Source organism: Pseudomonas azotoformans (assembly GCF_001579805.1).
GTDB lineage: Bacteria > Pseudomonadota > Gammaproteobacteria > Pseudomonadales > Pseudomonadaceae > Aquipseudomonas > Aquipseudomonas azotoformans_A.
Genome location: NZ_CP014546.1, coordinates 458,431 through 483,645 on the forward strand (window position 1 = coordinate 458,431; position 25,215 = coordinate 483,645).

Genomic DNA, 25,215 nt, shown 5'->3' on the forward strand with positions numbered 1-25,215 from the left:
GAGTCCGTACGCTGCGCGGGGCATTTGCATGCCCACACGCGGCGTGGCTCCGGAAGTGCGCGAGTTAGAGGCTGCGAGCAACCTGAACCTTCTCGAAGACTTCGATCTTGTCGCCAACCTTGACGTCGTTGTAGCTCTTGACGCCGATACCGCATTCCATGCCGGCACGTACTTCGGAAGCGTCATCCTTGAAGCGGCGCAGGGATTCCAGCTCGCCTTCGAAGATAACGATGTCTTCACGCAGTACACGGATTGGACGGTTACGGTGCACAACACCTTCGATAACCATGCAACCGGCGATCGCGCCGAATTTCGGCGAGCGGAACACGTCACGCACCTCGGCCACACCCAGGATGTTCTCCCGGACGTCGCTGCCAAGCATGCCGGTGAGGGCTTTCTTGACGTCTTCGATGATGTCGTAGATGACGTTGTAGTAACGCATGTCCAGGCCTTCCTGCTCGACGATCTTGCGAGCGCCAGCATCGGCACGCACGTTGAAGCCGAACAGTACAGCGTTGGAAGCCAGTGCCAGGTTGGCGTCGGATTCGGTGATACCACCGACACCGCCACCGACAACGCGCACTTGCACTTCGTCGTTACCCAGGCCATTCAAGGCGCCGTTCAACGCTTCGAGGGAACCACGTACGTCAGACTTGAGGACGATGTTAAGCGTCTTCTTCTCTTCCTGGCCCATGTTCTCGAAGATGTTTTCCAGCTTGCCGGCGTGAGCACGGGCCAGCTTGACTTCACGGAACTTGCCTTGACGGAACAGAGCCACTTCACGGGCTTTCTTCTCGTCGGCAACCACGCTCATCTCGTCGCCAGCGTCCGGGGTACCGTCCAGGCCGAGGATCTCGACCGGGATAGCAGGACCTGCTTCCTTGATTGGCTTGCCGTTCTCGTCGAGCATGGCACGTACACGGCCGTAGTTCGAACCAACCAGCACCATGTCGCCTTGGCGCAGGGTACCGTCTTGAACCAGGACGGTCGCAACCGGGCCACGGCCCTTGTCGAGACGGGACTCAACCACAACGCCACGGCCAGGAGCCGATGGAGTAGCGGTCAGTTCCAGAACCTCGGCTTGCAACAGAACGGCTTCGAGCAGTTCGTCAACGCCGGTACCCATCTTCGCGGAGACCGGTACGAATGGAGTGTCGCCACCCCACTCTTCGGAGGTCACGCCGTGAACCGACAGTTCGCTACGGATGCGATCGAGATCGGCGCCCGGCTTGTCGATTTTGTTCACGGCTACTACCAACGGAACGCCAGCTGCCTTGGCATGCTGAACGGCTTCGATGGTTTGTGGCATCACGCCGTCGTCCGCTGCAACCACCAGGATCACGATGTCAGTCGCCTTGGCACCACGGGCACGCATCGCAGTAAACGCGGCGTGACCAGGGGTGTCGAGGAACGTCACCATGCCACGGTCGGTTTCAACGTGGTACGCACCGATGTGCTGGGTGATACCGCCGGCTTCGCCCGCAGCGACCTTGGCACGACGGATGTAGTCGAGCAGGGAAGTTTTACCGTGGTCAACGTGGCCCATTACGGTCACAACCGGTGCACGGGAAACCGCCTCACCTTCAAACTTCAGGGACTCGGCCAGGGAATCTTCCAGGGCGGTGTCGCTGACCAGGGTCACTTTGTGGCCCAGCTCTTCAGCAACCAACTGGGCAGTTTCCTGGTCCAGTACCTGGTTGATGGTGGCCGGAGTGCCCAGCTTGAACATGAACTTGATGATTTCAGCTGCCTTGACCGACATCTGCTGGGCCAGATCGCCCACAGTGATGGTCTCGCCGATCTTCACTTCACGCACGACAGGGCCGGTTGGGCTCTGGAAACCGTGGGCGTTGCGTTTCTTCAGCTTGGCCTTGCCGCGACCACCACGACGGAAGCCATCGCTTTCTTCGTCGGTAGTACGTGGGGCAACGCGTGGAGCAGGCGCTTTCTCTTTGACCGAAGCACGATGCGGAGCGTTTTTGCGCTCGCCATCGCCACCACCACCGCGACGATTGTTATCGTCAGCACGCGGCTTGTCCGGACGACGAGGTTCGTCGCGCTTGCGAGCGTCAGCAGCAGGTGCTGGTGCAGCGGCAACCGGAGCGGCCTCACGCACAGCTTCTACAGGAGCGCTAGGCGCGGCGACCGCTTCAGTGGCAGCAGGTTGCGCAGCAGCAGGCTGGCGACGCGCTTCTTCTTCGGCGCGACGCTTGGCTTCTTCTTCAGCCTTCTGACGTGCAGCATTTTCTACTGCGCGACGTTCTTCCAGTTCGCGTTTGCGCTCGGCTTCGATTTCTTCCGGGCTGCGCTGTACGAAGACTTTCTTCTTGCGTACTTCAACGCTGATGCTCTTGCTACCCGCAACACGCAGGGTGCTGGTGGTTTTGCGCTGCAATGTAATCTTGCGCGGTTCTTCCACTTTCGCCTTGTGGCTGCTCTTCAAGTGAGTCAGCAAAGACTGCTTCTCACTGTCGCTCACACCTTCATCGGCGGCGGTGTGCGGCAGACCTGCCTCACGCATCTGCTGCAACAGGCGCTCTACCGGTGTTTTGACCTCATCGGCCAGTTGTTTCACCGTGACTTGCGTCATGCACTTCTCTCCTCAGGCCGCGCCTAGTTACTCGAACCAATGGGCTCGGGCGGCCATGATCAACTTGCCGGCACGATCATCGTCAATGCCGTCGATGTCGAGCAGATCGTCAATAGACTGCTCGGCCAGGTCTTCGCGGGTAATTACGCCGCGCACCGCCAGTTCCATCGCCAAATCCTTGTCCATACCCTCAAGCGAGAGCAGGTCTTCGGCCGGATGGGCGTCTGCCAGCTTTTCCTCAGTAGCGATGGCTTTAGTCAACAAACGATCCTTGGCCCGAGCGCGAAGCTCGTTGACGGTGTCTTCGTCAAAGCCGTCGATGTTGAGCATTTCTTCCAACGGTACGTAGGCAATCTCTTCCAGGCTGGTGAAGCCTTCATCTACCAGCACCTGTGCCAGGTCTTCATCGACTTCAAGCTCTTCGATGAAGTTGCGCAGGATGTCACCGGTTTCAGCTTGCTGCTTAGCCTGGATGTCCGATTCGGTCATCACGTTCAGGGTCCAACCGGTCAGTTGGCTGGCCAGACGCACGTTCTGACCACCACGACCAATGGCCTGAGCCAGATTGTCTGCGCCAACGGCGATGTCCATTGCATGGGCATCTTCGTCAACGATAATTGCCGCCACTTCAGCCGGCGACATGGCGTTGATCACGAACTGCGCCGGGTTATCGTCCCACAGGACGATGTCCACACGCTCACCGCCCAATTCGCCCGACACTGCCTGGACGCGCGAACCGCGCATACCGATGCAAGCGCCTTGCGGGTCGATGCGTTTGTCCTTGGAGCGAACCGCGATCTTGGCGCGCGAACCCGGGTCGCGGGACGCAGCCATGACTTCGATAAGGCCTTCGGCGATTTCCGGCACTTCGATACGGAACAGCTCGATCAGCATTTCCGGCGCGGTACGCGACAGGATCAACTGAGGGCCGCGGTTCTCGGTGCGGATTTCCTTGAGCAGCGCACGCAGGCGCACGCCGACACGGAAGGTTTCGCGAGAAATGATGTCTTCGCGGGCCAGTAACGCTTCGGCGTTGTTGCCCAGGTCGACGATCACGTTGTCGCGGGTGACTTTTTTCACGGTGCCGGAGATGATTTCACCCAGGCGCTCGCGATAAGCGTCAACGACTTGAGCGCGCTCGGCTTCGCGAACCTTCTGCACGATGACCTGTTTGGCGGTCTGTGCAGCAATACGGCCGAATTCGATCGATTCGATCTTTTCTTCGACGACATCACCGACCTTGGCACCAGGATGCGTTTGCGCAACCTTGCTTGGCCAGGTTTCGATGGCCGGATCATCAAGATCGGCTTCTTCGACGACCGTCCAGCGACGGAAAGTCTCATAGGCACCGGTGTGGCGGTTGATTTCCACACGCAGATCAACTTCGTCTTCAAAACGCTTTTTGGTAGCAGTGGCCAGGGCCAGCTCCAGCGCTTCAAAAATCACGTTTGCCGGTACGCCCTTTTCATTGGATACCGACTCAACAACCAGCAGTACTTCTTTGCTCATCGTACGCCTCGCCTTTCGCAAGCCATTGGATCCGCGGGATCCGCGTCTCAGTCAAAACTGGGAATAATGTTGGCCTTGTCGATCATATCGATCGGCAACAGGAACTCATGGTCTTCTACCTGCACCACGACATCCTGTTCTTCTACACCGCGCAGAAGGCCCTGAAAGTTGCGTCGCCCTTCAAAGGGAGATCGCAGCTTGATCTTCACTTGTTCACCGGCAAATTTTGCAAACTGATCAATAGTGAACAGTGGGCGTTCCATGCCAGGCGAGGAAACTTCGAGGGTGTATTCAACGGAGATCGGATCTTCAACATCCAGCACACCGCTGATCTGACGGCTGACAATGGCACAATCGTCCACCAGCACGCCGCCCTCTTTATCGATATAAACGCGCAACATTGAGTGGCGACCTTGAGCCGAAAACTCAATACCCCAGCATTCATAGCCTAGGGCCACGACCACCGGGGCCAGCAAGGCCTGCAACTCTTCTAGCTTGCTCGACACCTGAACCCCCTCGTGCATGTATGTGCATGCTGTGCAAAATAAAAAAATGGGCGAAACGCCCATCCTTGAAACGCCGTCGAACAGCGGCGTTGAAAGTGTCCAGCTAACAAAAAGCCCCTTAAAAGGGGCTCCGCTAAAACTGGTTGCGGGGGCCGGATTTGAACCGACGACCTTCGGGTTATGAGCCCGACGAGCTACCAGACTGCTCCACCCCGCGACAAAGCTGGGGCGGAAGTATACGACCGATCCCTTACAGGGTCAATGTAACCTTCCACCTACAAGAAAGCCCGCAACAGCGGGCTCTCCTGATAATTGGTACCGAGAAGGGGACTCGAACCCCTACACCCTATGGGCACAACCACCTCAAGGTTGCGTGTCTACCAATTCCACCACCTCGGCAATACAGCGCTTACAACCCTTCTTACTTCTGCTCTTGAGCTGGAGGTACGTCAGTCGCTGGAGTAGCCGACTTTTGCTCTTGAAGCACCGGGACATCATCAGAAGCCGGTTTTGCTTTTGGTACTTCCAACACTGCTGGGTTTGGGAGACCTACTTGAGTCAGCACATGAGCTTTCTCTTTAGCAAAGTAACCTAACCCCAAGCTGGTTATGAAGAAACCGGCGGCAAGTATAGCAGTAAACTTACTAAGAAAGGTAGAGGAACCTTGGCTTCCGAACACAGTATTTGAAGCACCTGCACCGAAAGACGCACCAGCATCCGCACCTTTACCCTGTTGCAACAAAACCAGGGCAACTACGCCCAGGGCAGCCAACAGATGAAAAACGACTACGACTGTTTCCAGCATTTTTTCAGTTTCCCGCGGCGCGACAGATCGCACCGAACTCATCTGCATTCAGGGAAGCTCCACCAATGAGCCCCCCATCGATATCCGGCATGCCGAACAGTTCGACCGCATTGGCCGCCTTCACGCTGCCGCCGTATAGAAGACGCACACCTTGTGCGACTTCAGAATTCTCTGCCGCCAACTGCGCGCGGATGGCTGCGTGCACATCCTGCGCCTGTTGCGGTGTAGCAGTCAGCCCGGTGCCAATGGCCCAGACCGGCTCGTAAGCAATTACTGCCTTTGCAAACGCACCAACACCCAGCTCTTCGATGATGCTGCCCAGCTGACGCGAGACAACTTCAAGAGTCTTGCCTGATTCGCGCTGCTCCAGGGTCTCCCCTATGCACAACACCGGAATCAAGCCACAAGCCTGTGCTGCTGCGAACTTGCGATTGAGTGTCCCATCACGCTCGCCCATCATCTGACGGCGCTCGGAGTGCCCGACAAGCACATAGGAACAACCCGCATCGACCAACTGACTCGGCGAAATCTCACCGGTCAATGCACCTTGCATCGGCTCCACCGCAGAGTTCTGCGCGCCGACCTGGATCGACTTGCCTTTCAGGCCATCAACCACTTGGTTGATATGCAAGCAAGGCGGGAACACCGCAACATCAACACCGCTCGGCAAGGCCAAGTGACGAAGGCCATTGATCAGCTCAGCGACACTGGCGCGGGTACCGTGCATCTTCCAGTTACCAGCTACCATAGTGCGACGCATGCTGTACCTCGTCGGTCAAAGTGGGCGCAGATGTTACCCAACCACATCATCACTGGCAAGCCGAATTCAGGCGCAAACTTCAGTTACCAGTTTTGCCAGGTCTTCGGCATGGCCGCGAACCTGTGTTTCGTCATCGCCTTCGACCATGACGCGCACCAGAGGCTCTGTGCCGGACTTTCGCAACAACACGCGACCACGCCCCGCCATAGCAAGGGTTACGCGCTCGCACGCCTCTTTGACAGCCGGGTGCTCGATCGGGTTTTCGCCGCCGCCAAAACGCACATTGAGCAGCACTTGCGGACATTTGCGCAGCGCCTGGCGCGCTTGGGCCAGACTCTCTTCGCGACGACGCAAGGACAGCAGAACCTGCAACGCAGCGATGATCGCGTCACCTGTGGTGGTGTGCTGGAAGCAGACTACGTGCCCGGAGTTCTCACCCCCCACCTGCCAGTTACGCTCAAGCAGCTCGGCGATCACATAGCGATCACCGACATTGGCGCGCACGAAGGGAATACCCAAGTCCGCCAAGGCCAGCTCCAGGCCAAGGTTGCTCATCAGCGTACCAACAACACCACCCTGCAGCTTGTTACGCTCGTGCATATCACGCGCAATGATGAACAACAGGTCATCACCATCAACAATCGCGCCCGTGTGATCCACCATCAGCACACGGTCACCGTCGCCGTCGAAAGCAATACCCAAGTCGGCATGCTCGGCCAGGACGGCGGCCTGCAGTTGCTCCATATGGGTGGAACCGCAGTTTTCGTTGATGTTAAGCCCGTTCGGCTGCGCCGACAGCACCGTCACGTCTGCGCCCAACTCCTTGAACACGCTCGGCGCGACTTTGTAGGTCGCACCGTGGGCGCAATCGACCACAATCTTCAGACCGGCAAAATTGGTGCTGCTCGGCACACTGCTCTTGCAGAACTCGATATAGCGACCGGAGGCGTCGTTGATACGCGACACCTTGCCTAACTTACTGGATTCAACCACCGTCATCGGTGCATCCAGCAACTCTTCGATCATCAACTCAATCTCGTCAGGCAGCTTGGTGCCCTGCCCTGAGAAGAATTTAATGCCGTTGTCATCGTGGGGATTGTGCGAGGCGCTGATCACAATACCGGCTTCAGCGTGAAAGGTACGCGTCAGGTAAGCGATCGCCGGCGTCGGCATCGGCCCCAGCAACATGACATCCGCGCCTGCGGCAGACAGGCCCGCCTCCAGCGCCGACTCAAACATGTACCCGGAAATACGGGTGTCCTTGCCCACCAGGATGCGGCAAGCGCCCATGCTGCGGAACGCCATACCCGCCGCCCACCCCAGCTTGAGCATGAAATCAGGAGTAATCGGAAATTCGCCGACCCGACCACGGATACCGTCGGTGCCAAAGTATTTTTTAGTCATAAGTGCTCCATCATTCTTATTCGGCTGATTCTACAGCGGCAATCATACGCACTACATCCACGATCTCGGCGACATCATGCACCCTCAAGATACGCGCACCTTTGGTCACCGCCAGCGCAGCCAGTGCAAGGCCGCCATACAGCCGCTCACCTACTGGACGATTCAAGGCCTGCCCTATCATGCTCTTGCGCGAAACGCCCACCAATAGGGGACGACCAAGGGCATGCAGGGATTCCATATGCTTGAACAGGCTTAGGTTGTGCTGCAAGGTCTTGGCGAAGCCGAAGCCGGGATCGAGGATGATTTTTTCCTCAGCAATCCCCGCGACAACACACTGAGAGACGCGCTCAGCGAGAAAACCGCTGACTTCGCCGACGAGATCATCATAGTGAGGGCTGTCCTGCATGTTGCCGGGCTCACCCAGCATATGCATCAAGCAAACCGGCAGACCTGTCGCCGCAGCCGCATCAAGCGCTCCGTCGCGCTGAAGCGAGCGAACATCGTTGATCAGCCCCGCCCCAAGGCGCGCAGTTTCGCGCATCACGGCCGGTGTCGACGTATCAACCGAGATGATCACATCCAGCTCACGCGCGATACGCTCGACGATCGGCGCCACCCGCTCCAACTCTTCCAAGGGAGAGACAACGCGAGCGCCAGGTCGAGTCGATTCGCCACCGACATCAATCAGGGTCGCTCCCGCCGCAACCATGGCTTCAGCATGACGCAAGGCTGCATCGAGCTGACTGAAACGGCCGCCATCGGAAAAGGAATCGGGAGTGACATTGAGGATACCCATTACATGCGTATGGGCCAAATCAAGAACCCGGTTGCCGCAAGGCAACCGGGTGGAGGACAACACAGAAGTCATTTCAAACCTTAGACGTCAGCTGCCGGGCCGCCGATCGGGGTCTCAGGGCGTTCGTTCTGAACCACTGGCGGAGTGCCAGAGGTGCCCGAACCACCTTCCCAATCACGAGGCTCACGTGGAGCGCGACCGGCCATGATGTCGTCGATCTGGTCGGCATCAATGGTCTCGTACTTCATCAGCGCATCCGCCATGGCATCCAGCTTGTCGCGGTTGTCCGTGAGGATCTGCTTGGCCGTGCCGTAGCACTGGTCGATGATGCTGCGCACTTCGGAGTCGATCAGCTTGGCGGTCTCACCGGAGAAGCTGGCGCTTTGACCGCCACCGCCACGACCCAGGAACACTTCGCCTTCTTCCTCGGCATACATCAAAGGACCGAGTTTTTCCGACAAGCCCCACTTGGTCACCATGTTCCGTGCAATCTGGCTGGCACGCATGATGTCGTTGGAAGCGCCGGTGGTGACACCGTCGAAGCCCAGGGTCATTTCTTCAGCAATACGACCGCCGTACAGCGAGCAGATCTGGCTGATCAGTGCGCGCTTGGAGAGGCTGTAACGGTCCTCTTCCGGCAGGAACATGGTCACACCCAATGCCCGACCACGAGGGATGATCGACACTTTGTAGACCGGGTCATGCTCAGGCACGACGCGACCAACGATAGCGTGACCGGCTTCGTGATAAGCGGTGTTCTGTTTCTCTTTCTCGGACATGACCATGGACTTGCGCTCGGCGCCCATCATGATCTTGTCTTTTGCCAGTTCGAACTCTTTCATTTCAACGATGCGCTTGCCGGTACGAGCCGCAAACAGCGAAGCCTCGTTGACCAGGTTGGCCAGGTCCGCACCGGAGAAGCCAGGCGTACCACGGGCAATCACGGCCGGAGCCACGTCGTCGCCCATTGGCACTTTGCGCATGTGTACTTTCAGGATCTGTTCGCGACCACGGATATCCGGCAAGCCAACCACAACCTGACGGTCGAAACGGCCCGGACGCAGCAACGCAGGGTCCAGTACATCCGGACGGTTGGTTGCAGCAATCACGATGATGCCGTCATTCATTTCGAAGCCGTCCATCTCAACCAGCAACTGGTTAAGAGTCTGCTCACGCTCATCATGACCACCGCCCATGCCGGCGCCACGATGGCGACCAACGGCGTCGATTTCGTCGATGAAGATGATGCATGGTGCATGCTTTTTAGCCTGTTCGAACATATCGCGAACACGGCTGGCGCCTACACCGACAAACATCTCGACGAAGTCAGAACCGGAAATGGTGAAGAAAGGCACCTTGGCTTCGCCGGCAATTGCCTTGGCCAGCAAAGTTTTACCGGTACCCGGAGGACCGACCATCAGTACACCGCGAGGAATGCGGCCACCCAGGCGCTGGAACTTGCCTGGATCACGCAGGAACTCGACCAGCTCGCCCACTTCTTCCTTGGCTTCGTCGCAACCGGCAACGTCAGCCAGGGTGGTTTTCACCTGATCTTCGGAGAGCAGGCGTGCCTTGCTCTTGCCGAAGCTCATAGGCCCGCCCTTGCCCCCTGCACCGCCTTGCATCTGGCGCATGAAGAACATGAACACGGCGATGATCACCAGGATCGGGAAGCTGGCAACCAACAATTGGGTCCAGATGCTTTGCTGCTCAGGCTGCTTGCCTTCGACCACCACGTGGTTATCCACCAGGTCGCCGATCAGACCGTTGTCCTGGATCGCCGGACGAATGGTCTTGAAGCTGTCGCCATCGTTGCGTTTGCCGGTGATCACGTAGCCATCAACCGCTACGCGCTCGACCTTGCCATCCTTAACTTGCTGGATGAAGTCGGAATAGTTGAGGGTCTGCGGCTCGTTAGGGCTGGAGAAGTTGTTCATCACCGTCACCAGGACAGCCGCGATGATCAACCACAGGATCAGATTCTTTGCCATATCGTTCAATTAACTACCCTCTGAAGCAAGCTCCGCTACTGGCGCGCGCTTCGCATGATATTCACCGGCCTAACTTACTACATTACCTACAACTCTGGCAGGCGCCGTCTGTAACCCTTTGTGAAACTTTGACTACACAATATTCGTAAAGCTTCGTGACGAAAGCGATATAAAAAAACCTATCGCCCTCCTCGAATTCCTCAAAAACGCTCTTCACTCGCAGCGCCTTCCACCCCGCGGAAGCCGCGGCACAGCAGGTACTGCTCCCGAGACCTGTCCCGGGAAGAGTCAGGCTTACGCGTTTGCACCTTGTCGAACAGCTTGCGGATGTTCTTGTGGTACTCGTCAAAGCCTTCACCCTGGAAGACCTTCACCAGAAAATCACCACCTGGGCGCAGAACCCGACCCGCCAAATCCAACGCCAGCTCACAGAGGAACATTGCGCGCGGCATATCGACGGCCGGTAATCCACTCATATTGGGGGCCATGTCGGAAATCACAAGGTCTACCTGCGAATTTCCCACAGCCTCGAGGATTTGAGCGAGCACGGCATCCTGGGTGAAGTCACCATGAACAAAGGTCACATCCGGGATACTGTCCATTTCCAGGATGTCGGAAGCGATCAAGCGGCCCTGCCCACCAATCAGACGACTGGTCACCTGGGACCAACCACCTGGGGCTGCACCGAGATCGATAACGCTCATGCCTGGGCGGATCAACTTATCCTTGTCCTGAATCTCCAGCAGCTTGTAGCTGGCCCGGGAACGGTAGCCGTCCTTCTGCGCCTTTTTGACGTAAGGATCGTTGAAATGTTCTTGTAGCCACTTAAGGCTGGTTTTGGAACGGGCCACGGGCCACCTCGAAAAATAAAACGGGTCGTGATTAACTGGGCGGTCCCGGACTCGCTCGGGTAAACTGGCCGCCGCTTTTTACAAGATCAGACGCAGGGGTCAGATTATGCCGCTCACTCAAGAGCAGAAGAAACAGTACAAATCCATTGGCCACCATCTGAAACCAGTTCTGATTGTGGCAGATAACGGTTTGACTGAAGGTGTGTTAGCCGAATTCGAACGTGCGCTGAACGATCATGAACTGATCAAGATCAAGGTCAACATCCTTGACCGCGAAGCGCGCCTGGCTGCCATTGCAGAACTGTGCAAGGTAGGCAAAGCGGACCTGGTCCAGGTCATCGGCAAGATGGCGCTGCTGTATCGCAAGAACTTCAGCGTCAACAAGCAACTGTCGAACGTACATCGCTTCAAATGATGACTTTCAAATAACAGCAAGGGTCACGGGCGTGCTTCGCGCGCCCCGCCACTCCATCCCGGTGCAGGCTGTAACACCAGCACCAGGCCGGAAAACCCTAGCACAAGATAGCTGAATAGCTGCCAGCGCAACGCTTCCGGCAGCCAGACATGCACAATGCAATACATTGCACACGCATACAGTGCCATCAACAGCAGTTGCCCGCGAATATCCCGCCACAAACTTCCCAAGCCTTCAGCCTTGACCAGCACCAACGCCTGGAGCGTCACGCACGCCGCCGCAAAGGCAACCAGCAACGCACTGAGTAATCCATCGATCTCATCGATCAGCAACGGTGCCAGGCCAATCAGGCCCAGCGCCGGCAAAACACCAATGTGCAGCAACCACAGGCCCCCCACCCAAAGCATCTGGGAGAGCTGCCAAAGCATGGCGCCCGCACGAAGCGGGCGCCTTCTTTCAGATGTGACGAACTTCAACAATCTCGTACTCGGTCACGCCGCCAGGCGTTTTGACAGACACCACATCACCCTCTTCCTTGGCAATCAAGGCGCGGGCCAGCGGAGAACCGACAGAGATCTTGCCGAGTTTGAAGTCAGCTTCGTCCTCACCAACGATGTGGTAGACCACGCTTTCGTCCGTCTCGACGTTGGCGATTTCCACGGTCGTGCCGAAAATCACCTTGCCGGTCTTCGGAATGGTCGTCACGTCGATGACCACCGAGTTCTGCAGGCGGCCTTCGATATCACGGATCCGCGCCTCGACCATACCTTGCTGCTCGCGAGCAGCGTGGTATTCGGCGTTTTCCTTCAAGTCACCCAGCTCGCGGGCCGTACCGATGTCCTGGCTCAGCTTTGGACGTACGACCTTGGTCAGGTGGGCGTGCTCCTCTTCCAGGGCCTTGAAGCCCTGGACGGTCATTGGGTATTTGGTCATGCCTTCAATCCTGCGTGTAGATCCTGCAAGCGACGCACGGTCTTTTCCGGACCGAACTTGAGCGCTTCGCAGATGGCTTCGCCAGCAGCAATGGTAGTGGTGCAGTAGATCTTGTGCTGCAAGGCGTTACGGCGAATGGAGTAGGAGTCCGCGATCGACTGGCGACCTTCGGTGGTGTTGATGATCAGGGTGACTTCGTCATTCTTGATCATGTCGACCACGTGCGGACGGCCTTCCGTCACCTTGTTCACGCGACGCACTTTCAGGCCGGCAGCTTCGATCAGCTTGGCGGTCCCGGCGGTAGCCACGACTTCGAAGCCCAAGTTGATCAGATCACGGGCCACGCCTGCAACCAGTGGCTTGTCATCATCACGCACGCTAATGAACGCAGTACCGCCGGTCGGCAGCACTTCGCTGGCACCCATCTGGGCCTTGGCGAAAGCTTCACCGAAGGTATCACCCACGCCCATGACTTCACCGGTGGACTTCATCTCTGGGCCCAGGATCGGGTCCACACCAGGGAATTTGGCGAATGGGAACACGGCCTCTTTCACGCTGTAGAAGTTAGGAATGATTTCCTTGGTGAAACCAATTTCCTTCAGGGTCTTACCGGCCATCACGCGAGCAGCGATCATGGCCAGGGACACACCGATGCACTTGGAAACAAACGGCACGGTACGCGAAGCACGCGGGTTGACTTCGATGACGTAGATGTCTTCGCCTTGCAGCGCCAACTGTACGTTCATCAGACCGACCACGCCCAACTCCAAGGCCATTTTCTTGACCTGTTCACGCATCTCGTCCTGGATGTGCGCCGGCAGCGAGTACGGCGGCAGCGAGCAAGCGGAGTCACCGGAGTGAACGCCCGCCTGTTCGATGTGTTGCATGATCGCGCCGATCACCACGTCGGTGCCGTCGCACACGGCGTCCACGTCCATTTCGATGGCGCAGTTGAGGAAGTGGTCGAGCAGCACTGGGCTGTCGTTGGACACTTTCACCGCATCACGCAGGTAGCGCTTGAGTTCTTCTTCTTCGTAGACGATTTCCATCGCACGGCCGCCCAGTACGTAGGACGGACGCACCACCAGCGGATAGCCAATCTTGCTGGCTGCACGGATAGCTTCGTCTTCGCTGCGCACGGTGGCGTTTGGCGGCTGGCGCAGGTTCAGGCGTTCAACCATTTGCTGGAAGCGTTCACGGTCTTCTGCACGGTCGATCGCGTCTGGGCTGGTGCCGATAATCGGCACGCCGGCTTCTTCCAAGGCACGCGCCAGTTTCAGCGGGGTCTGGCCGCCGTACTGGACGATCACGCCCTTCGGCTTCTCGACCCGGCAGATTTCCAGCACGTCTTCCAGGGTCACTGGCTCGAAATACAGGCGATCGGAGGTGTCGTAGTCGGTGGAAACGGTTTCCGGGTTGCAGTTGACCATGATGGTCTCGTAACCGTCTTCGCGCAGGGCCAATGCCGCGTGTACGCAGCAGTAGTCGAACTCGATACCCTGGCCGATACGGTTTGGGCCACCGCCGAGGATCATGATCTTGTCGCGGCCCGACGGCGCGGCTTCGCACTCTTCCTCGTAGGTTGAGTACATGTAGGCGGTGTCGGTGGCGAACTCGGCCGCGCAGGTGTCAACGCGCTTGTAGACCGGGAAGATCTCCAGCTTGTGGCGGTGGCGACGCAACGCTTTCTCGGTCACACCCAGCAACTTGGCCAGACGCATGTCGGAGAAACCTTTGCGCTTGAGCTTGAACATCAAGTCGCGGTCGATACTGGCAAGACCCAGGGTCTTGACCTTCTCTTCTTCCTTGATCAGGTCTTCGATCTGCACCAGGAACCACGGGTCGATCATGTTCATGCCGAAGATGTCTTCGACCGACAGGCCGGCGCGGAAAGCATCAGCCACGTACCAGATGCGCTCGGCGCCCGGCACGGTCAGTTCGCGCTTGAGGATGCTCATGCTTTCCGGGTTGCTCAGGTCGAGCTTCTCGTCCAGACCACAAACGCCCACTTCCAGACCGCGCAGGGCTTTCTGCAGGGATTCCTGGAAGGTCCGGCCGATGGCCATGACTTCACCCACCGACTTCATTTGAGTGGTCAGGCGTGCGTCGGCTTTCGGGAATTTCTCGAAAGCGAAACGTGGCAGCTTAGTAACGACGTAGTCGATCGACGGCTCGAAGGACGCCGGAGTAGCGCCGCCGGTGATTTCGTTCTGCAGTTCGTCCAGGGTATAGCCGATCGCCAACTTGGCAGCGATCCGCGCAATCGGGAAGCCAGTGGCTTTCGAGGCCAGGGCCGAAGAACGCGATACACGCGGGTTCATCTCGATCACGACCATACGGCCAGTGTCCGGGCAGATACCGAACTGAACGTTGGAACCGCCGGTTTCAACGCCGATCTCACGCAGTACCGCCAAGGAGGCGTTACGCATGATCTGGTATTCCTTGTCCGTCAGGGTCTGCGCCGGAGCAACGGTGATCGAGTCACCGGTGTGCACACCCATCGGGTCGAAGTTTTCGATGGAGCAGACGATGATGCAGTTGTCCTTTTTATCGCGGACAACCTCCATTTCATACTCTTTCCAGCCGATCAGGGACTCGTCAATCAGCAGCTCTTTGGTTGGCGACAGGTCCAGGCCACGAGAGCAGATTTCTTCGAACTCTTCACGGTTGTAAGCGATACCGCCACCGGTCCCGCCCATAGTGAAGGACGGACGGATGATGCACGGGAAGCCCAGCTTCTCGAGCACTGCGTTGGCTTCTTCCATGCTGTGGGCGATGCCCGAGCGCGGGCAGTCCAGGCCGATGGACTTCATCGCCTTGTCAAAGCGCGAACGGTCTTCGGCCTTGTCGATGGTGTCGGCATTGGCGCCGATCATTTCTACGCCGAACTTCTCCAAGACGCCTTCGCGCTCCAGGTCCAGGGCGCAGTTCAGAGCGGTTTGACCACCCATGGTTGGCAGCAGCGCGTCCGGACGCTCTTTCTCGATGATCTTGGCAACGGTCTGCCACTTGATCGGTTCGATGTAGGTGGCGTCAGCCATGTCCGGGTCGGTCATGATGGTGGCCGGGTTGGAGTTCACCAGGATGACGCGGTAACCCTCTTCGCGCAGGGCTTTACAGGCCTGGGCGCCGGAGTAGTCGAATTCGCAGGCCTGGCCGATCACGATCGGGCCAGCGCCAAGAATCAGGATGCTTTTTATGTCTGTACGTTTTGGCATGGGTTTGTCACTCAAATCCGCAGGTCAGTCGGCAAGCCGTCTTGAACAATCTTTGAAGAGCCTGCGGGGGCCGCCGACATTCGGGGCCGCCCGCAGGCCGCTCAGTCAGCGTCGCTTGGCCATCTCATTGATGAAACGGTCGAACAGCGGCGCTACGTCGTTCGGGCCCGGGCTCGCTTCAGGGTGGCCCTGGAAGCTGAACGCGCTCTTGTCGGTGCGCTCGATGCCCTGCAGGGAGCCATCGAACAGCGACTTGTGAATGGCGCGCACGTTGCTCGGCAGGGTGGCTTCATCCACCGCAAAACCGTGGTTCTGGCTGGTGATCATCACGACGCCAGTGTCCAGGTCTTGTACCGGGTGGTTGGCACCGTGGTGGCCGTGGCCCATTTTCAGGGTCTTGGCGCCGGAGGCCAGGGCCAGCAGTTGGTGACCGAGGCAGATACCGAATACCGGAATCTCGGTTTCCAGCACGTCCTTGATCGCCTGGATGGCATAGTCGCATGGCTCAGGGTCACCTGGGCCGTTGGACAGGAACACGCCGTCCGGCTGCAAGGCGAGTACGTCGCTGGCAGGCGTTTGCGCCGGCACCACAGTCACGCGGCAGCCGCGCTCGACCAGCATGCGCAGGATGTTGTACTTGACGCCGTAGTCGTAGGCCACAACGTGATAAGGCAGGTCAGCAGCTTCGATGGTCGCATGGCTGTCGGTCTTCAAGTCCCAGACAGTCGAGCGCCATTCGTACTTCTCTTTGACGCTGACGACTTTCGCCAGGTCCATGCCTTTCAGGCCTGGGAAACCTTGCGCTGCGGCAATCGCCGCCTCTTCGGAGATATTGTCACCGACCATGATGCAGCCGTTCTGCGAGCCTTTTTCACGCAGGATGCGTGTGAGGCGGCGCGTATCGATACCGGCGATCGCCACAACATTGTTGGCTTTCAAGTAATCGGACAGCGACATCGTGTTACGCCAGTTGCTCGCGACCAGTGGCAGGTCACGAATCACCAGACCGGCAGACCAGACGCAATCAGACTCGACGTCTTCCGGTGTAGTACCGGTATTGCCGATGTGCGGATAGGTCAAGGTAACGATCTGTTGGGCGTAGGAAGGATCGGTAAGGATTTCCTGATAGCCGGTCATGGCAGTGTTAAACACTACCTCTCCAACGGTCTGACCGTCGGCTCCAATGGCTTCGCCGCGAAAAATGCTGCCATCAGCAAGGGCGAGTATGGCTGGCTTAGTCAAGAAGACCTCCCGTAAATAAAGCCTGAAAGGGCGATCGCAGGTGTAAAAAAGCGGAGTGACGTATGGACACGTCACTCCGCTTATTCACTGAATTATTCTGCGCGCTTTTAGTGAACACACTAAAGCTGTAGCTTACAGAAAAAGGCTTTTTTGGTCCACCGCTAATGAGCCTTAAAGGCAGGGGAATGCGACAGGACGTCGCTTAGCGGGTAAAAACGAGGCCTAAGCATAAGCTTGAGGCCCCGTTTTAGCTACTGATCAGTGCAGATCCAGCACATCGCGCATGTCGTACAGACCAGGCGTACGACCTTCTAACCAGAGCGCCGCACGTACCGCGCCCTTGGCAAACGTCATGCGGCTGGAGGCTTTGTGCGTGATTTCCAGGCGCTCACCTTCAGTGGCGAACAACACGGTGTGATCACCCACTACATCGCCGCCACGCACCGTCGCAAAACCAATGGTGTCACGCGCTCGCGCACCGGTATGCCCTTCGCGACCGTACACCGCCACTTTCGACAGGTCTCGGCCCCAGCGCATCGGCAATCGCCTCACCCATGCGCAGCGCAGTGCCCGACGGAGCATCGATCTTGTGGCGATGGTGAGTCTCGATGATCTCGATATCCGCCTCATCCCCCAGCACGCGAGCAGCCAGATCCAGCAGCTTGAGCGACAGGTTCACACCGACGCTGAAGTTAGCAGCGAAGACAACAGGAATATCTTTGCCCGCTTCCACCAATAACTGCTTCTGCTCAGCCGTCAAACCCGTGGTGCCGATCACCATGGCCTTGCCCGCCTTGCGGCAGAACGCCAGGTTTTTCAGCATCACGTCCGGCAGGGTGAAATCGATCAACACATCGAACTCGTCCGCCACCTGCTCCAGGTTGCCGGACAACGACACACCGATGCGCCCCAATGAGGCCAACTCACCGGCATCCGCACCAATCAACGTGCTGCCCGGGCGAACGATCGCAGCGGTCAGCCCGGAGGCCGGCGAGCGCTGCTGCACCGCCTCGACCAGCGTCTTGCCCATGCGCCCGGCAGCGCCCATTACGGCTATACGTCGCATACTCAATTCCTTACAGGTCGCCGAAGAAGCGCTTCACACCATCGAAAAAGCCCGCAGTCTTCGGCGAGTGAGAGTCATCACCTTCCATCGAGCTGCGGAACTCTTCAAGCAATTCGCGCTGACGGCGATTCAGGTTGACCGGCGTTTCCACCGCCACACGGCACATCAGGTCACCAGCTCCGCCGCCGCGCACCGGCGCAACGCCTTTGCCACGAATACGGAACTGCTTGCCGGTCTGGGTGCCTTCAGGGATCTTGAGCTTGACTCGACCATCAAGGGTCGGAATTTCCAGCTCGCCACCCAAGGCTGCGTCGACAAAACTGATCGGCACTTCACAGAACAGGTGCTTGCCGTCACGCTGGAAGATCGAGTGCTCGCGCACATTGATCACCACGTACAGATCGCCCGTCGGACCGCCTTGAGTACCGGCCTCGCCTTCACCCGACAGACGAATGCGATCACCGGTATCCACGCCCGCCGGCACTTTCACCGAAAGGGTTTTGTACTCTTCGACACGACCTTCGCCGTGGCACGAGTCGCACGGATCGGAAATGATCTTGCCCTGACCATGGCAGCGCGGGCAGGTCTGCTGCACCGAGAAGAAGCCCTGCTGCATGCGGACCTGACCAATACCGCCGCACGTCGGGCACGTGATGGGCGAGGAGCCTTTCTTGGCACCCGAACCATCGCACGGCTTGCAGTTCACCAGCGTCGGCACACGGATATTGACGCTGGTGCCGCGCACGGCTTCTTCCAGGTTCAATTCCAGGGTGTAGCGCAAATCACTGCCACGCTGGGCACCGCCACGCTGACCACCGCGGCCACCGCCGAAGAAGTCGCTGAACACGTCCCCGAAAATATCGGAGAAGTTCTGACCACCAAACCCAGCACCGCCGCCACCCATGCTCGGGTCGACACCGGCATGACCATACTGGTCGTAGGCCGCACGCTTGTTGGGATCAGACAGACATTCGTAGGCCTCATTGGCCTCTTTGAACATTTCTTCGGATTCTTTGCTATCCGGATTACGGTCCGGGTGGTGCTTCATCGCCAGGCGACGGTAGGCCTTCTTCAGGTCCGCCTCGCTGGAGCCGCGCTCCACACCCAATACTTCGTAATAGTCACGCTTTGCCATAAGTCTTTGCACTCTTATAGGACGTTCAGCCAGACCCTCCTGAGCCTTGCCAAACTCGTTGAGCCCCAATACAGGCCCGGACCCAACTCACGTCAATTCAACGATCCTGGTCATTACTACTTTTAGCCAGGTACCCGGCCAAAAATGCGGTATTTACTGCTCGGAAAGCAGGAGCATTCCCGATCACACCGCCAACATCCGAACACTGTCGCATGCTGTAAAAATTCGCATACCCCAGACACGCCAACGCGGGAGCAAGCTCCCGCGCGGCGACATCCTACCAGTCACCGCTTGATAGCGGTCAACCGGGCGACCAACTTACTTCTGGTCTTTGACTTCTTCGAACTCGGCATCGACAACGTCGTCGTGCTTGGCTTCAGGCTCTGCCTGTTGCGCAGCACCGTCAGCTGGCTGACCTTGTTCGGCGTACATTTTCTGCGCCACTGGAGCGGAGACTTTCGACAGCTCTTCGATCTTGGCTTCGATAGCGGCCTTGTCGTCACCTTTGACAGCGGCTTCCAGGGCAACCACAGCAGCTTCGATTGCAGTCTTCTCTTCAGCAGTCACTTTATCGCCGGCATCAGCGACCATTTTGCGTGTCGAGTGAACCAGTGCATCACCCTGGTTACGGGCGCCAGCCAGTTCAGCAAACTTGGCATCCGCATCAGCATTGGCTTCAGCATCACGGATCATCTGTTGAATTTCTTCATCAGACAGACCGGAGTTGGCCTTGATGGTGATCTTCTGCTCTTTGCCAGTTGCCTTGTCTTTCGCGCCGACGTGCAGGATGCCGTTGGCGTCGATGTCGAAGGTCACTTCAATTTGCGGCACGCCACGTGGTGCTGGTGGAATCTCGGCCAGGTCGAACTTGCCCAGGGACTTGTTCTGAGCAGCCTGCTTACGCTCACCTTGCAGCACGTGAATGGTCACAGCGCCTTGGTTGTCATCGGCAGTCGAGAACACTTGCGATTTCTTGGTAGGAATCGTGGTGTTTTTCTCGATCAGCGCGGTCATCACGCCGCCCATGGTTTCGATACCCAAGGTCAGCGGGCTGACGTCCAGCAGCAGCACGTCTTTCACGTCGCCGGCCAATACCGCACCCTGGATAGCAGCACCCATGGCAACCGCTTCGTCCGGGTTCACGTCTTTACGTGCTTCTTTACCGAAGAACTCGGTCACTTTCTGCTGAACCAGTGGCATACGGGTCTGACCGCCCACCAGGATCACGTCGTTGATGGAACCAACGTCGATACCGGCGTCTTTCAGCGCGATGCGGCAAGGTTCGATGGTGCGCTGAACCAGGTCTTCAACCAGAGCTTCCAACTTGGCGCGAGAAATCTTCACGTTCAAGTGCTTAGGACCGGTGGCATCTGCAGTGATGTACGGCAGGTTCACGTCGGTCGACATGCTCGAGGACAGCTCGATCTTGGCTTTCTCAGCAGCTTCTTTCAGGCGCTGCATCGCCAGCGGGTCACCCTTGAGGTTCATGCCGCTTTCTTTCTTGAATTCGTCAACGAGGTAATCGATCAGACGAATGTCAAAGTCTTCACCACCCAGGAAAGTGTCACCGTTGGTGGCCAACACTTCGAACTGGTGCTCGCCGTCAACTTCAGCGATCTCGATGACCGACACGTCGAACGTACCACCACCCAGGTCATAAACGATCACAGTGTGGTCGCCTTTGGCCTTGTCCATACCGTAAGCCAGGGCCGCTGCGGTAGGTTCGTTGATGATACGTTTTACGTCCAGGCCCGCGATGCGGCCGGCGTCTTTGGTCGCCTGGCGCTGGCTATCGTTGAAGTAGGCCGGAACGGTAATGACCGCTTCGGTCACAGCTTCGCCGAGGTAGTCTTCGGCAGTCTTCTTCATCTTTTTCAAGACTTCAGCCGAAATCTGCGGTGCCGACATCTTGTTGCCATTTACTTCAACCCAGGCGTCACCGTTGTCAGCCTTGGCGATTTTGTAAGGCACCATCTTGATGTCTTTCTGTACGACTTCTTCGTCGAACTTACGACCGATCAGACGCTTTACCGCATACAGGGTGTTGTGCGGGTTGGTCACAGCCTGGCGCTTGGCCGACTGACCAACGAGGATCTCGCCATCATTTGCGTAAGCAATGATCGACGGCGTGGTACGCGCGCCTTCGGCGTTTTCGATTACTTTGGCTTTGCCGTTTTCCATGACGGAGACACAGGAGTTGGTGGTCCCCAGGTCGATACCGATAATTTTGCCCATGATTTACTCTCCCGAAACTTGAATTTGGTTGCCGCAGCAGTGGTGGCTAACTGCGGTAGCACTTAAACGCTTGACTTATAGATGGGGGCTTTGCAGCGTATTTCAAGCCTGCTCATCAATAGAAGGCGAAACCGGTGCAGGCGCCTTGCTCACGACGACCATCGCCGGGCGCAGCAGGCGACCATTGAGCAGATAACCCTTCTGGAACGTTTTGAGCACGCTGTTGGGCTCCAGGTCATGGCTTTCCTGCATGGCCATGGCTTGGTGATGCTCAGCGTTGAACGGCTCGCCGCCTTGTGGATCGATCGCTTCCAGCTGATAACGCTTCAGGGTGTCCTGGAACATTTTCAGGGTCAGTTCGATCCCTTCGCGCATCGGGCGGATGTTTTCGTCGTCCGGGTTGGACAATTCAAGGCCACGCTCCAGGCTGTCGATGATCGGCAGCAAGTCATTGGCGAATTTTTCCAACGCGAATTTGTGAGCCTTTTCTACATCCTGCTCGGCACGGCGGCGGACGTTCTGCAGATCAGCGGCAACACGCAAAGACTGGTCCTGCGCAGCGGCCAATTGCTCTTCGAGCACTTGCACACGAGTCGCCAGCTCATCGCCGACAGCCGAATTGGCGTCTGGAGTTTGCGTATCCTGCGTCTGTTCGTCAGCCATAGTTTTCTCCTTTCAAAATCATGCGCGAACTCAACTCGCGCTTCTGTTCCGGTATATGGGGCCACAATTTCCAGGTTCAAGGGCGCAGGCGTTACCAAAAGTCTTTCGAATGACCTTCATCAATTCCTGCGTGGTCATTCCTGGTTGCGCTTAGAAATATCCAGATTCAAGCAAATCGAGCTAAGCGACAGGATTGTCAGCCCCGAATAAAACACTGTATAAATAACCAGACCTAAAGCCTGGGAGCGGCCGTCATGCTCGTGCACCTGTCCGTACATAACTACGCCATCGTTGAACATCTGGATCTCGAACTGGATCGCGGGATGAGCGTAATCACAGGCGAAACCGGCGCCGGCAAGTCGATCATGCTCGACGCCCTGGGCTTGACCCTGGGTGACCGCGCCGACAGTGGTGTGGTGCGCCCGGGTGCGGACAAGGCCGATATCCTGGCCACCTTCGACCTGGCGGATATTCCCGAGGCGGAGGCCTGGCTGGCCGAGCGCGACCTCAATAATGAAGGGCCGTGCATCCTGCGCCGGGTCATCACGGCGGAAGGCCGCTCACGCGGGTATATCAACGGTACGCCCTGCCCGCTTGGCGACTTAAAGGCCCTGGGCGAACTGTTGATCGATATCCACAGCCAGCATGAACATCAATCCCTGCTGAAAACCGACACCCATCGCCGCCTGCTTGATGAGTACGCTGGCGCCACAGACCTGGCCCGCCAGGTGCAACTCGCCGCCCAGCGCTGGCGCCAGACTCGCCAGGAGCTGGAGCGACTCTCCAACTCCGGCGATGAACAACGCGCCCGCCATCAATTGCTCAGCTATCAACTCGAAGAGCTGGAAAGCCTGGGCCTGGGCGAGACCGAACTGGAGCAGCTTGAGCAGGAACACAAGAACCTCACCAACGCGGAAACCCTGCTGGGCATTTGCCGCCAGGTGGTAGAGCAATGCAGTGAGAGTGACTCCGGCAATGTGCTCAATGCACTGACCGCCAGCCTCAATCGCCTCTCTAGCGTGAACAGCGCCTCCGGCTCGTTGAGCGAGGCCACCACCTTGCTGACCAGCGCACAGATTCAAGTAGAGGAAGCCGTCGGCGAGTTGAATCGCTTCCTGGACCACTTCGATGCCGACCCGGCGCGCCTGCAGGACATAGAAGAACGCCTGGATACCATCTATACCCTGGCGCGCAAACATCGCATCCAGCCCACCGAAGTGGCGACGATGCAGCAAAAGCTGCTGGATGAAATCGAGACGCTGAACGCCAACGATGAATCCATCGAACGACTGGGTGACGAGCTCGCCTCTTTCGCCCGGCATTACCAGGAGAAAGCACGCGAACTGAGTGACCTGCGCCAACAAGCAGCGACGAGCCTAGCCAACGCAGTGGAGCTGGAGATCCAACGCCTGGGCATGCCTGGCGGGCGCTTTACCATTGAATTGCGCACCAACGCCAGTAACGAACTGCAGCCCCACGGGCTGGAGCAGGTCGAGCTGCTGGTCAGCGCCAACCCCGGCCAACCGCTCAAGGCGCTGGCGAAAGTAGCCTCCGGCGGCGAACTGTCGCGAATCAGCCTGGCCATCCAGGTGATCACTGCGCAAACCTCTCGAGTGCCAACGCTGGTGTTTGACGAAGTTGATGTGGGGATTGGTGGGCCGACGGCAGAAATTGTTGGCCAGTTGTTGCGACGCCTGGGGGATAGAGGCCAGGTGCTGACAGTCACCCACTTGCCGCAAGTGGCGGCCCAGGGGCATCAGCACCTGTTTGTACACAAGGTACGCGGCAGCGATGCAACACACACAGCCGTGTCCAAGCTGAATAAGTCGGAACGCGTTGAAGAAGTGGCGCGCATGCTCGGCGGGATCGATTTGACCAAGGAGTCGTTGGCGCACGCGAAGAAAATGGTCGTGGCGGCAAAAGCCTGATCGGACAATTTTCCTTCTTTATAGAAAGCACGAAGGCGACCCTAGGGTCGCCTTCGATCGTTTTGCAGAGAGAATCTGCAGCGCTTGTTACTTTTTCTTACGGATGTACAGGACCAGATTATGGTCAACCAGATCGAAGCCATGTTCCTCAGCAATCTTGTGCTGCAGCGCTTCGATTTCCGGGCTGGTGAACTCGATAACCTCATTGGTATCCAGGTCCACCATGTGATCGTGATGACCACCGTCAGCCAGTTCAAATACTGCATGACCGCCGTCGAAATTATGACGAACCACCAGCCCTGCGGCTTCAAACTGGGTCAGTACACGGTAAACCGTGGCCAGGCCGACGTCCTCGTTAGACTCCATCAGCGCCTTATAGACATCCTCGGCACTCATGTGACGCTGCTCAGCAGAATCGAGCATTTGTAGAATCTTGACTCGTGGCAGAGTCACTTTGAGACCGGCTTTGCGTAGTTCGCTATTTTCAACCATGGTTAGCTTTCTCGCGGATGCTGCTTCGCAGCTTCTCTTAATACGGGTATGATCGGCGTTTACGTTGTCCCAGCCAAGATAGTGGAAGTCGCCCACCGATGCAAAACACCAAGCTCTTGCTAACCAGTTTCACCTTTGTGGGACTGCTCGCACTCGCCGGTTGTTCATTCCCCGGGGTTTACAAAATCGACATCCAGCAGGGCAATGTCGTCACGCAGGACATGATAGACCAGTTACGCCCCGGAATGACCCGACGGCAAGTACGGTTTATCATGGGTAACCCCCTGCTGACCGACACTTTCCATGCCGATCGCTGGGATTATCTCTACAGCCTCCAACCTGGTGGCGGTGAACGCCAACAGGAGCGCGTCAGTGTCATTTTCAATGGCAATGACCAGCTTGTCAGCCTGTCCGGTGACTTCATGCCCGGCGTGAGCCGTGATGAAGCCTTGCTCGGCAAGGACAACGGCACCAACGTCACTGCGCCTGCGCAGGAAGGCGAGAAGCCGAAATCCGAAGTGCCGGCCAAGCCAGGCTCTCTGCTCGACAAGATCCAGAAAGACGTCGATGGCGTGGAAACGGTTCCCGTCCCAACGCCACAACCTCTGGACACCAGCCCGCAGTAAGTGTGCGGCGCTCAACAAGAAGCCCGGCACGCCGGGCTTTTTGTTGCCTG

Annotated in this window: 20 protein-coding genes, 2 tRNA genes and 1 pseudogene; 3 read left to right on the forward strand and 20 right to left on the reverse strand. The window is 57.8% G+C overall.

Annotated elements, in window-relative coordinates; translation table 11 throughout:
• Positions 1-64: 64 nt before the first annotated feature.
• From infB to rlmE, 11 genes are all read right to left on the reverse strand, one after another.
• The gene (gene infB / locus AYR47_RS02160) at positions 65-2,590 is read right to left on the reverse strand and encodes a translation initiation factor IF-2 (RefSeq protein WP_016976824.1); all 2,526 of its coding nucleotides are present in this window, start codon (positions 2,588-2,590) and stop codon (positions 65-67) included.
• 27 nt (positions 2,591-2,617) lie between these two features.
• Positions 2,618-4,099 (reverse strand): transcription termination factor NusA, encoded by a 1,482-nt coding sequence (gene nusA / locus AYR47_RS02165; RefSeq protein WP_010206599.1) that lies wholly within the window; start codon positions 4,097-4,099, stop codon positions 2,618-2,620.
• A gap of 47 nt (positions 4,100-4,146) precedes the next feature.
• Positions 4,147-4,605 carry a ribosome maturation factor RimP gene (gene rimP, locus AYR47_RS02170; protein WP_003235029.1) on the reverse strand — a complete coding sequence of 153 codons (459 nt, stop codon included), beginning with the start codon at positions 4,603-4,605 and terminating at the stop codon, positions 4,147-4,149.
• A 140-nt stretch (positions 4,606-4,745) separates the two neighbouring features.
• Positions 4,746-4,822, reverse strand: a tRNA-Met gene (locus AYR47_RS02175).
• 96 nt (positions 4,823-4,918) lie between these two features.
• Positions 4,919-5,004, reverse strand: a tRNA-Leu gene (locus AYR47_RS02180).
• Positions 5,005-5,026: 22 nt separating this feature from the next.
• The gene (gene secG / locus AYR47_RS02185) at positions 5,027-5,410 is read right to left on the reverse strand and encodes a preprotein translocase subunit SecG (RefSeq protein WP_010206600.1); all 384 of its coding nucleotides are present in this window, start codon (positions 5,408-5,410) and stop codon (positions 5,027-5,029) included.
• Positions 5,411-5,414: 4 nt separating this feature from the next.
• Positions 5,415-6,170 (reverse strand): triose-phosphate isomerase, encoded by a 756-nt coding sequence (gene tpiA / locus AYR47_RS02190; protein ID WP_003194193.1) that lies wholly within the window; start codon positions 6,168-6,170, stop codon positions 5,415-5,417.
• A 66-nt stretch (positions 6,171-6,236) separates the two neighbouring features.
• Positions 6,237-7,574 carry a phosphoglucosamine mutase gene (glmM, locus tag AYR47_RS02195; protein WP_028617970.1) on the reverse strand — a complete coding sequence of 446 codons (1,338 nt, stop codon included), beginning with the start codon at positions 7,572-7,574 and terminating at the stop codon, positions 6,237-6,239.
• Positions 7,575-7,590: 16 nt separating this feature from the next.
• Entirely contained in the window at positions 7,591-8,442 is an 852-nt protein-coding gene (folP, locus tag AYR47_RS02200) for a dihydropteroate synthase (RefSeq protein WP_061434090.1), read from the reverse strand.
• Between the two features lie 8 nt (positions 8,443-8,450).
• The gene (gene ftsH, locus AYR47_RS02205; protein ID WP_033898262.1) at positions 8,451-10,361 is read right to left on the reverse strand and encodes an ATP-dependent zinc metalloprotease FtsH; all 1,911 of its coding nucleotides are present in this window, start codon (positions 10,359-10,361) and stop codon (positions 8,451-8,453) included.
• A gap of 200 nt (positions 10,362-10,561) precedes the next feature.
• Positions 10,562-11,212, reverse strand: coding sequence for a 23S rRNA (uridine(2552)-2'-O)-methyltransferase RlmE (gene rlmE, locus AYR47_RS02210; protein ID WP_032862906.1), 651 nt, complete (start codon positions 11,210-11,212; stop codon positions 10,562-10,564).
• A gap of 106 nt (positions 11,213-11,318) precedes the next feature.
• Between rlmE and AYR47_RS02215 the strand changes: the two genes are divergently transcribed.
• Positions 11,319-11,627, forward strand: coding sequence for a YhbY family RNA-binding protein (locus AYR47_RS02215; protein ID WP_010206607.1), 309 nt, complete (start codon positions 11,319-11,321; stop codon positions 11,625-11,627).
• A 23-nt stretch (positions 11,628-11,650) separates the two neighbouring features.
• Here the strand turns inward: AYR47_RS02215 and AYR47_RS02220 are convergent, their stop codons facing one another.
• From AYR47_RS02220 to grpE, 8 genes and pseudogenes are all read right to left on the reverse strand, one after another.
• On the reverse strand, positions 11,651-12,055 hold the full coding sequence (locus tag AYR47_RS02220; RefSeq protein WP_033898260.1) for a hypothetical protein: 405 nt from the start codon (positions 12,053-12,055) through the stop codon (positions 11,651-11,653).
• A 28-nt stretch (positions 12,056-12,083) separates the two neighbouring features.
• Positions 12,084-12,560 (reverse strand): transcription elongation factor GreA, encoded by a 477-nt coding sequence (gene greA, locus AYR47_RS02225; RefSeq protein WP_033898259.1) that lies wholly within the window; start codon positions 12,558-12,560, stop codon positions 12,084-12,086.
• The gene (gene carB / locus AYR47_RS02230; RefSeq protein WP_038843804.1) at positions 12,557-15,778 is read right to left on the reverse strand and encodes a carbamoyl-phosphate synthase large subunit; all 3,222 of its coding nucleotides are present in this window, start codon (positions 15,776-15,778) and stop codon (positions 12,557-12,559) included. Before carB ends, greA begins: the two co-directional genes overlap by 4 nt.
• 105 nt (positions 15,779-15,883) lie before the next feature.
• On the reverse strand, positions 15,884-17,020 hold the full coding sequence (gene carA / locus AYR47_RS02235) for a glutamine-hydrolyzing carbamoyl-phosphate synthase small subunit (RefSeq protein ID WP_033898257.1): 1,137 nt from the start codon (positions 17,018-17,020) through the stop codon (positions 15,884-15,886).
• A 258-nt stretch (positions 17,021-17,278) separates the two neighbouring features.
• Positions 17,279-18,086: pseudogene (dapB, locus tag AYR47_RS02240) on the reverse strand (4-hydroxy-tetrahydrodipicolinate reductase).
• A 10-nt stretch (positions 18,087-18,096) separates the two neighbouring features.
• Entirely contained in the window at positions 18,097-19,221 is a 1,125-nt protein-coding gene (gene dnaJ / locus AYR47_RS02245; RefSeq protein ID WP_016976814.1) for a molecular chaperone DnaJ, read from the reverse strand.
• Positions 19,222-19,539: 318 nt separating this feature from the next.
• Complete coding sequence (gene dnaK, locus AYR47_RS02250; protein WP_028617977.1) at positions 19,540-21,456, reverse strand: molecular chaperone DnaK; 1,917 nt, start codon at positions 21,454-21,456, stop codon at positions 19,540-19,542.
• A gap of 102 nt (positions 21,457-21,558) precedes the next feature.
• Positions 21,559-22,119, reverse strand: a complete 561-nt coding sequence (gene grpE, locus AYR47_RS02255; RefSeq protein WP_016976812.1) for a nucleotide exchange factor GrpE — start codon at positions 22,117-22,119, stop codon at positions 21,559-21,561.
• A gap of 254 nt (positions 22,120-22,373) precedes the next feature.
• On the opposite strand from grpE, the gene recN reads away from it, so the two are divergent.
• Entirely contained in the window at positions 22,374-24,047 is a 1,674-nt protein-coding gene (gene recN, locus AYR47_RS02260) for a DNA repair protein RecN (RefSeq protein ID WP_061434092.1), read from the forward strand.
• An 87-nt stretch (positions 24,048-24,134) separates the two neighbouring features.
• Here recN and fur read toward each other — a convergent pair whose 3' ends face one another.
• Positions 24,135-24,539, reverse strand: coding sequence for a ferric iron uptake transcriptional regulator (fur, locus tag AYR47_RS02265; protein WP_003194220.1), 405 nt, complete (start codon positions 24,537-24,539; stop codon positions 24,135-24,137).
• A 98-nt stretch (positions 24,540-24,637) separates the two neighbouring features.
• On the opposite strand from fur, the gene AYR47_RS02270 reads away from it, so the two are divergent.
• Positions 24,638-25,165, forward strand: a complete 528-nt coding sequence (locus AYR47_RS02270) for an outer membrane protein assembly factor BamE (RefSeq protein ID WP_016976810.1) — start codon at positions 24,638-24,640, stop codon at positions 25,163-25,165.
• Positions 25,166-25,215 lie beyond the last annotated feature (50 nt).